The organism is uncultured Methanofollis sp., from assembly GCF_937919355.1.
Lineage (GTDB): Archaea > Halobacteriota > Methanomicrobia > Methanomicrobiales > Methanofollaceae > Methanofollis.
In genome coordinates this window covers 1-1608 of the sequence record NZ_CALFSA010000230.1, presented here as the reverse complement: position 1 = coordinate 1608, position 1608 = coordinate 1, and the positions used below count along the sequence as shown (strand labels likewise).

Below are 1608 nucleotides of genomic sequence, written 5' to 3'. Positions count from 1 at the left end.
TGCCCTGTCCGATGCCACCGGTGCCACCGATGATTCCTACTTTCATGGTCGGTGCATATTCTCTCTGAACTTTTATATTTTGTGCCGGATATTCGCGCAATGATCCTCCGAATTCGCCCGTGCGCATATTCTTGATGATAGATGACCTTTCTGGTTATTTTTGGATAGTCATGCAGGCAGGATCTCCGGTCTCCGCCTCTCGAAACTTTTTTGTCTCAGGAACCCCGTTCACCCCCCTGTCACGGGGGGTTGATATGGCAGAAACCGAGGAGCACCTATCGTCAGTGCGAAAGATCGTCGGGGTCTACCCGAAGGAGGCAAGGTATCTGCTCGCAGCGCTGCAGGACATCCAGGCGCACGAGCGGTACCTGTCCGTCGAATCTATGAAGGCGGTCGCCGACCATCTCGGCGTCCCTGAGAGCCAGGTCTTCAGCGTCGCCACCTTCTACAAGGCCCTGAGCCTTGTCCCCCAGGGGAAGAAGGTCATCAAGGTCTGCACCGGGACGGCGTGCCACCTCAGGGGTGCGCCCGCTGTCGTAAAGGCCGTTGAGGGATTGCTTGGCATCAAGAACTGCGAGACCACCGCCGACGGCCTCTTTACCATCCAGACCGTCAACTGCGTCGGTGCCTGTGCAATGGCCCCGGTCGTCATGGTGAATGAGAAGGTGTACGGAAAACTCGGGCCGGCCGAGGTGCCCGGCATGATCGAAACGGAGCGGAAGGATGAGACTGACAAGTAGCCAGGCACTGGAGACCTACCGCGCCTCCCTCCCGCAGAAGGGGGAGGGTGCCGCCGGATGGGTGCAGGTCTGTGCGGGTACCGGTTGCCTCGCCTTCGGCAGCGCCGGCGTGCGCAAGGCCCTTGAAGAGGAGGCGGAGAAACGCGGCCTGAAACTCGGGGTCAGTTTCATGGCCGATACAACAGGGTGCCACGGCTTCTGCGAGCGGGGGCCTCTCGTGGTCGTCCACCCGGGGCACATCTTCTACCAGCAGGTGAAGGTGAAGGATGTCCCCGAGATCTTCGATAAGACCATCGAGAAGGGAGAGGTCGTGGAACGCCTGCTGTACCGCGACCCTGTCACGAAGGAGCGCTACCGGACAGCGGAGAAGATCCCCTTCTACGCTCACCAGAAGCGTGTCGTCCTCCGGAACACAGGGCACGTCAACCCCTTCGAGATCGACGACTATATCCGGGCCGGCGGGTATGCCGGGCTTGCGAAGGCCCTTTCGATGGCGCCGGCCGATGTTGTGAAGGCAGTGAAGGACTCGGGGCTCCGCGGCCGCGGCGGGGGCGGTTTTCCGACTGGCGTGAAGTGGGAGTCGGCGGCCGTTGTCGAGGCTGAGAAAAAATATGTCGTTGCGAACGGGGACGAGGGCGACCCCGGCGCCTTCATGGACCGGAGCCTCATGGAGGGCGACCCGCACAGCGTCGTCGAGGGGATGATCATCGGGGGTTATGCGATCGAAGGTGATGCAGGCGTCATCTATGTGCGGAACGAGTACCCCCTTGCTGTCAGGCACCTCTCGCGTGCGATCGAGCAGGCGCGGGAGTACGGCCTCCTCGGGAAAAACATTCTCGGCAGCGGGTTCGACTTCGACATCGAGATC

2 protein-coding genes are annotated in these 1608 nt (G+C 61.2%); both read left to right on the top strand.

Annotated features, from left to right (window positions below; genetic code table 11):
* Positions 1-254: 254 nt before the first annotated feature.
* Complete coding sequence (locus tag Q0520_RS11290) at positions 255-740, top strand: NAD(P)H-dependent oxidoreductase subunit E (RefSeq protein ID WP_298670155.1); 486 nt, start codon at positions 255-257, stop codon at positions 738-740.
* Positions 724-1608 (top strand): NAD(P)H-dependent oxidoreductase subunit E (locus Q0520_RS11285; protein WP_298670153.1); only part of this gene is annotated, 885 nt, incomplete at its 3' end. The genes Q0520_RS11290 and Q0520_RS11285, both read left to right, overlap by 17 nt.

Bases quoted from the DNA above. Each gene is read 5' to 3' on its own strand.
- Q0520_RS11290 (WP_298670155.1), top strand. From the start codon at position 255: ATGGCAGAAACCGAGGAGCACCTATCGTCAGTGCGAAAGATCGTCGGG.